Annotated in this window: 4 protein-coding genes; all 4 read left to right on the top strand. The window is 68.6% G+C overall.

Annotated features, from left to right (window positions below; all coding sequences use genetic code 11):
- Window positions 1-506 precede the first annotated feature (506 nt).
- Entirely contained in the window at window positions 507-1,685 is a 1,179-nt protein-coding gene (locus tag MKK75_RS23165; RefSeq protein WP_244044865.1) for a malate--CoA ligase subunit beta, read from the top strand.
- Between the two features lie 14 nt (window positions 1,686-1,699).
- Window positions 1,700-2,590: a succinate--CoA ligase subunit alpha gene (sucD, locus tag MKK75_RS23160; protein WP_244044864.1), complete on the top strand. Its 891-nt coding sequence runs from the start codon at window positions 1,700-1,702 to the stop codon at window positions 2,588-2,590.
- Window positions 2,591-2,838: 248 nt separating this feature from the next.
- Window positions 2,839-5,589: a phosphoenolpyruvate carboxylase gene (locus MKK75_RS23155; RefSeq protein ID WP_244044863.1), complete on the top strand. Its 2,751-nt coding sequence runs from the start codon at window positions 2,839-2,841 to the stop codon at window positions 5,587-5,589.
- Between the two features lie 166 nt (window positions 5,590-5,755).
- Window positions 5,756-6,727, top strand: coding sequence for an HpcH/HpaI aldolase/citrate lyase family protein (locus MKK75_RS23150; RefSeq protein ID WP_244044862.1), 972 nt, complete (start codon window positions 5,756-5,758; stop codon window positions 6,725-6,727).
- Window positions 6,728-6,987: the final 260 nt, after the last annotated feature.

The raw sequence follows: 6,987 nt of genomic DNA, 5'->3' as shown, positions 1-6,987 counted from the left end.
GGGTGGACCTGGAAGATCTATGGTGTGGTCAAAGCCAAGGTGAAACGACGATCCACGCTCCGTCCCCCTCCCCCTCTGTGGGGGAGGGTGCCGCCCGAAGGAGGTCGGGAGAGGGGAGCGACGGTGCAGAATGAACCGCCGGCCTGCATCACGGTCGCGCCCCTTCCGGCAGCCGGGCTCCCCTCTCCCGACCCCTGCTGACGCAGTGGCCACCCTCCCCCGCAGAGGGGGAGGGGTTGCGTCTTGCTGTATCTGAAGCTTTATACTTGCCAGCGCGTCCAAGTTCTGCTCCAAAATTCCTGATCGACAGTCAAGGCCGGGTGCATTATGCCCCGGCCTTATTGTTTTTCTGTATGTTGCAATGCGCAAACGAATACGGTTCATGTTGCGACTGCGAAAAAGACCCCCTGAACCGGCAGATCAAAAAATTTGACGGGCGTAATCTTTCGACTCAACTAAACTGAAAGGCGTCGAACGGCGGCAACGAACCGCGGAGGAGGCGCCGAATGGACGTCCACGAATATCAGGCCAAGGAGCTGCTCGCGAGCTTCGGCGTGGCCGTCCCGAAAGGCGCCATCGCCTTCAGCCCGGACCAGGCGGTCTACGCGGCCACCGAGCTCGGCGGCTCGTTCTGGGCCGTGAAGGCACAGATCCATGCGGGTGCCCGCGGCAAGGCGGGCGGCATCAAGCTGTGCCGGACCTACAACGAGGTCCGCGACGCCGCGAAGGATCTTCTGGGCAAGCGCCTCGTCACCCACCAGACCGGCCCCGAGGGCAAGCCGGTGCAGCGGGTCTACGTCGAGACCGCCGACCCGTTCGAGCGCGAACTCTATCTCGGCTACGTGCTGGACCGGAAGGCCGAGCGGGTCCGCGTCATCGCCAGCCAGCGCGGCGGCATGGACATCGAGGAGATCGCCGCCAACGAGCCGGATTCGCTCATCCAGGTGGTGGTCGAGCCGGCGGTCGGCCTGCAGCAGTTCCAGGCGCGCGAGATCGCGTTCCAGCTCGGGCTCAACATCAAGCAGGTCTCGGCCGCGGTGAAGACCATCATGAACGCCTACCGGGCGTTCCGCGACTGCGACGGCACCATGCTGGAGATCAATCCGCTGGTCGTCACCAAGGACGACCGGGTGCTGGCGCTCGACGCCAAGATGTCGTTCGACGACAACGCCCTGTTCCGCCGGCCGGGCATCGCCGACATGCACGACCCGTCGCAGGGCGATCCCCGCGAGGCCCAGGCCGCCGAGCACAACCTCAGCTACATTGGCCTCGAGGGCGAGATCGGCTGCATCGTCAACGGCGCGGGTCTGGCCATGGCCACCATGGACATGATCAAGCACGCGGGCGGCGAACCGGCGAACTTTTTGGACGTCGGCGGCGGTGCGTCTCCGGAGCGGGTCGCGACGGCCTTCCGGCTCGTGCTGTCGGACCGCAACGTCAAGGCGATCCTGGTCAACATCTTCGCCGGCATCAACCGCTGCGACTGGGTCGCGGAGGGCGTCATTCAGGCGGCCCGCGAGGTGAAGATCGACGTGCCGCTCGTGGTCCGGCTGGCCGGCACGAACGTGGAAGCGGGCAAGAAGATCCTGGCGGAGAGCGGCCTCGACCTGATCACCGCCGACACGCTCGCGGAGGCGGCCAGGAAAGCGGTCGACGCCTGCGCGGCCGCCAAGACCAAGCATTGAGGGGAGACCGCGCCATGAGCATCCTCATCGACGAGACCACCCCGATCATCGTCCAGGGCATCACGGGCGACAAGGGCACCTTCCACGCCAAGGAGATGCTGGATTACGGCACGAACGTCGTCGGCGGCGTCACCCCGGGCAAGGGCGGGCGCACCCATCTCGGCCTGCCGGTGTTCAACACCGTCAAGGAGGCGGTGGCGGCGACCGGCGCCACCACCTCGATCACCTTCGTGGCGCCGCCCTTCGCGGCCGACGCCGTCATGGAAGCGGCCGATGCCGGCCTGCGGCTGGTCTGCTCGATCACGGATGGCATCCCGGCCCAGGACATGATGCGGGTGAAGCGCTACCTGATGCGCTACCCCCGGGACCGCCGCACGATGGTGGTCGGCCCGAACTGCGCCGGCATCATCTCCCCCGGCAAGGCGATGCTCGGGATCATGCCCGGCCACATCTACCTCCCCGGCAATGTCGGGGTGATCTCCCGCTCGGGGACGCTGGGCTACGAGGCGGCCGCGCAGCTCAAAGAGCTGGGGCTCGGCATCTCGACCTCGGTGGGCATCGGCGGCGACCCGATCAACGGCTCGTCGTTCCTCGACCACCTCGCCCTGTTCGAGACCGACCCCGATACCGACGCCGTGCTGATGATCGGCGAGATCGGCGGCCCGCAGGAGGCGGAGGCCTCGGCCTGGATCCGCGAGAACATGTCGAAGCCGGTGATCGGGTTCGTTGCCGGACTGACGGCACCGAAGGGCCGGCGCATGGGCCATGCCGGGGCGATCATCTCGGCGGCCGGCGACAGCGCCGCCGAGAAGGCCGAGATCATGCGCTCGTATGGGCTGACGGTGGCGCCGGATCCGGGCTCGTTCGGGCAGACCGTGGCCGACGTGCTCGCCCGGGCGGCGTAACGGCGGCAACCAAAAGCGTGCCGTTCTCCCTCCCCCCTCTGCGGGGGAGGGTGGCCCCCGAAGGGGGTCGGGAGAGGGGAACCCGGCTTCCGGAAAGCGCGTGACCTTCACGATGGGCGGAGCTTGGTTCTGCACCGTTGCTCCCCTCTCCCGACCCCTGCTGAGGCAGGGGCCACCCTCCCCCGCAGAGGGGGGAGGGGGCGCGTCGCGCCTCGTCCTTCCAAGAAAGTGCGCCACGAGGTGGCCCCATGACCCGTACCCTTCACGCGACCCCCGGCCTCGTCGACGCCACGGCCTTCGCGCCGCCGGTGATCACCGGCACGTCGTCGGAGCAGGCGCTGGACATCCTGTTCCAGGCCCTGCTCGACGTCGCCCGTCGGCACGACCCGGATCTGGAGGCGGTGCTGCACGGCACGGCCGACATCTCACGCTTCTCGCCGCAGATGCTGGCGCGCGCCCTTCAGGTGCAGGGCATCTGGTTCCAGCTGATCTCCATCGCCGAGCAGAACGCCGCGATGCGCCGCCGCCGCCACGTGGAGCGGACGGAAGGGCGCGGGGCCCTCGGCGGCTCCTTCGCGAAGGTGTTTTCGGACGCGCGCAAGCAGGGCGTGCCGCCTGAGAAAATCCAGGCGCTGCTCACCGACCTGCGCATCCGCCCGACGCTGACCGCCCACCCGACCGAGGGTAAGCGCGTCACGGTGCTCGAAAAGTTCCGGCGGATCTACCTCGTGCTGCGCGAGCTGGAGATGCCGCGCTGGACCGACCGCGAGCGCAACGGGCTCATGAACGCGCTGCGCGACCAGATCGAGCTGGTCTGGATGACGGGCGAGCTGCACTTGGAGAAGGCGACCGTCGAGCGGGAAGTGGCCTGGGGGCTGCACTTCTTCGACGAGACCCTGTTCGAGATGCTGCCCGAGACCCTGGAGACGCTCCACGAGGCGCTCGCCGAGACCTATCCGGACACGGAGTTCAAAGTCCCGCCGTTCTTCCAGTTCGGCTCGTGGATCGGCGGCGACCGGGACGGCAATCCCTACGTCACCGCCGCCGTCACCCGGCAGACCCTGCACCGGAACGCGCTCGCCTCGCTCACCCGCTACCGGGACGGCGTGCGCGAGCTCGGCCGGACGCTGTCGCTCACCGAGCGCTCACTACCGCTGCCGGACGGTTTCCGCGCGGAACTGGACCGGCAGCTCGCCGAGAGCGGCCAGGGGCGCGCCATCACCCGGCGCAACCCGGGCGAGCCCTATCGCCAGTATCTCTCCTGCGTCCTGCGTAAGATCGAGGCGACGATCGCCCGCAACGAGGGCGAACACCCCTCCGGCCCCGACTACGCCAGCGCGGACGGCCTGATCGAGGATCTGCGCGTGCTGGAGCGCGGCCTGACGGAGGCCAAGTGCGGGGCGCTGGCTCAGGACCTCGTGCGCCCGGTCCGCCGGATGGTGGAGATCTTCCGGTTCTCGACCGTGCGGCTCGACCTGCGCGAGAACACCACACGGACCACCGACACGCTCCACGCCCTCTGGCGCCAGCGCAACGGCGACGGCGAGCCCCCGGCCCTTGGCAGCGCCGCCTGGCGGCAATGGCTCGACGCGGAACTCGCCCGGCCGCGCGATCCGGAGCGCTCCTTCGAGGATCTGCCGGACGCCGCGCGCGAGACGCTCGCCACCTTCGCCCTCGTCGCCGAGATGCGCGAGAGCCTGGACCGCGAGGCCTTCGGCGCCTTCGTGCTCTCGATGACGCGCTCGGTGGAGGACGTGCTCGGCGCCTACCTGCTCGCCAAGGAGGCGGGGGTGTTCCTCGACGCGGCCGGCACCGAGATCTGCCCGCTGCCGATCGTCCCCCTGTTCGAGACCATCGACGACCTGCGCGCCGCCCCGGCGATCATGCGGGCGCTGCTCGGCACGCCGGTGGTTCGCCGCTCGACCCGCTGGCAAGGCGGGGTGCAGGAGGTGATGATCGGCTATTCCGATTCCAACAAGGACGGCGGCTTCGTCGCCGCCAACTGGGAGCTCTACAAGGCGCAGAGCAAGCTGACCCGCCTCGGGGAGGAGCTCGGCGTCGGGATCGCCTTCTTCCACGGGCGCGGTGGCTCGGTGAGCCGGGGCGGCGTGCCGACCCACCGAGGCATCATGGCCCAGCCCCCGGGCTCGATCCGCGGGCGGTTCCGCACGACCGAGCAGGGCGAGGTCGTCTCGTTCAAGTACGCCAACCGCGGCACCGCGGCCTACCAGATGGAATTGCTTGCCGCCTCGGTGTTCGAGCATGCGCTCGCCGGCGACGGCGAGCGGGCCGGCCCCGGCCACGACGACGCCCTGGAGGCGTTGGCCGGCGCCTCGCGGGCGGCCTACGTGCAGTTGCTCCAGACCGACGGCCTCGTGGACTATTTCCAGGCCGCGAGCCCGCTGGACGAGATCGCGCTCCTCAACATCGGCTCGCGCCCGGCCCGCCGGTTCGGCGCCCGCTCGCTCTCGGACCTGCGGGCGATCCCCTGGGTGTTCGCGTGGTCGCAGAACCGCCACGTCATCACCGGCTGGTACGGCGTCGGCTCGGGGCTGGCGAGCTTCCTCGACGTGCGCGGCCGGGACGGCGAGGCGACCTTGAAGCGCCTGTTCCAGGACTCGCGCATCCTGCGCCTCGTCCTCGACGAGGTCGAGAAGACGTTGATGATGGTCGATCTCGACATTGCCCGCGCCTATGCCGGCCTCGTTCCGGATGCGGGCGTCCGCGACCGGATCTTTTCCGCCATCGAGGCCGAGTACGCTCTGACCCGGGAGATGGTGCTGCGGGTGAGCGGCGGCACGGAGCTGGCGGAGCGCTTCCCGCTGTTCCGCGACCGGCTGAAGGGTCGGCTGCCGACGATCAATCAGGTCAGCCGCGAGCAGGTGGAACTGCTCGCCCGCTACCGCGCCGAGACGGACGAGGACCGGCGCGAGGCGGTGAAGTCGGCTCTGTTGTTGTCGATCAACTGCATCGCGGTCGGCTTCGGGTCGACGGGATGAGGGCGATGCAGAAACTTACACGCGCCCTCCCTCCCCCGCAGAGGGGGGAGGGAGACGCGGCCCCCCCTGATATCCGCTCTGTCCCCAAGCCCGACGAGCGCCATTTTCACCGCTGAGCGGATACCCCGCACCGGCATCAGAACCGTCACCAGGAGAGAGACCCCCGATGAGCTTCACCCTGATCCAGCAGGCCAAGGCCCGCCTGCACCGCTCCGAGCTGGCCGTTCCGGGCTCGAACCCGACCTTCATGGAGAAGGCGACCTCCTCGGCCGCCGACGTGATCTTCCTCGATCTGGAAGACGCCGTCGCCCCCGACGACAAGGAGAAGGCCCGCACCAACATCATCCAGGCTCTGAACGACCTGGATTGGGGCAACAAGACCATGATGATCCGCATCAACGGTCTCGACACCCACTACATGTACCGCGACGTGGTCGACATCGTCGAAGCCTGCCCGCGGCTCGACATGGTGCTGATCCCGAAGGTCGGCGTCCCGCAGGACGTCTACGCCATCGACGTGCTGGTCACCCAGATCGAGCAGGCCAAGAAGCGCGAGAAGAAGCTCGGCTTCGAGGTGCTGATCGAGACCGCGCTGGGCATGGCCAATGTCGAGGCGATCGCCCAGTCGTCGAAGCGCCTGGAGGCGATGTCGTTCGGCGTGGCCGACTACGCCGCCTCGACCCGCGCCCGCTCCACGGTGATCGGCGGCGTGAACCCGGACTTCTCGGTGCTCACCGACAAGGACGAGGGCGGCAACCGCCAGACCCACTGGCAGGACCCGTGGCTGTTCGCCCAGAACCGGATGCTGATCGCCTGCCGCGCCTATGGGCTGCGCCCGATCGACGGCCCGTTCGGCGATTTCTCCGATCCGGACGGCTACACCTCGGCGGCCCGGCGCTGCGCGGCGCTCGGCTTCGAGGGCAAGTGGGCGATCCACCCGAGCCAGATCGATCTGGCCAACCAGGTCTTCACCCCGTCCGAGGCCGAAGTGACGAAGGCCCGCCGCATCCTCGAGGCCATGGAAGAGGCCGCCAAGGCCGGCCGCGGCGCCGTCTCGCTCGATGGCCGCCTGATCGACATCGCCTCGATCCGCATGGCCGAGGCGCTGATCGAGAAGGCGGATGCGATGAAGGGCTGAGCCGGCAGGGAGGCGCGACGGCGGTTGCGCCTCTCCCGGACGCATTGGTACGGATATCCCGCGGGCCTAACCAGCCCGCCCGTGATTGGCCGCAAGTTCTTGTGTGACCTGGGCCGGTTGCGGCCGGGAGTCGAACGAATGGTCATCGTTCTGACGATCGCCAGAAAAGAAAGCGGCGAGTGAAGTTTCACCCTCCGCCTCGCCGCCTATTCTTTCTTCTGGAAATGGCTGAACCCTAACGGGTGATCGCCAGGAGCCGG

This window comes from Methylobacterium sp. J-030, from assembly GCF_022829545.1.
Taxonomy (GTDB): Bacteria; Pseudomonadota; Alphaproteobacteria; order Rhizobiales; family Beijerinckiaceae; genus Methylobacterium.
This window is presented reverse-complemented; position numbering and strand designations above follow the sequence as displayed.

Excerpts from the sequence above, each read along its gene's own strand:
- MKK75_RS23155 (WP_244044863.1), top strand. The coding sequence starts at position 2,839 with ATGACCCGTACCCTTCACGCGACCCCCGGCCTCGTCGACGCCACGGCC.
- sucD (WP_244044864.1), top strand. The coding sequence starts at position 1,700 with ATGAGCATCCTCATCGACGAGACCACCCCGATCATCGTCCAGGGCATC.
- MKK75_RS23150 (WP_244044862.1), top strand. The coding sequence starts at position 5,756 with ATGAGCTTCACCCTGATCCAGCAGGCCAAGGCCCGCCTGCACCGCTCC.
- MKK75_RS23165 (WP_244044865.1), top strand. The coding sequence starts at position 507 with ATGGACGTCCACGAATATCAGGCCAAGGAGCTGCTCGCGAGCTTCGGC.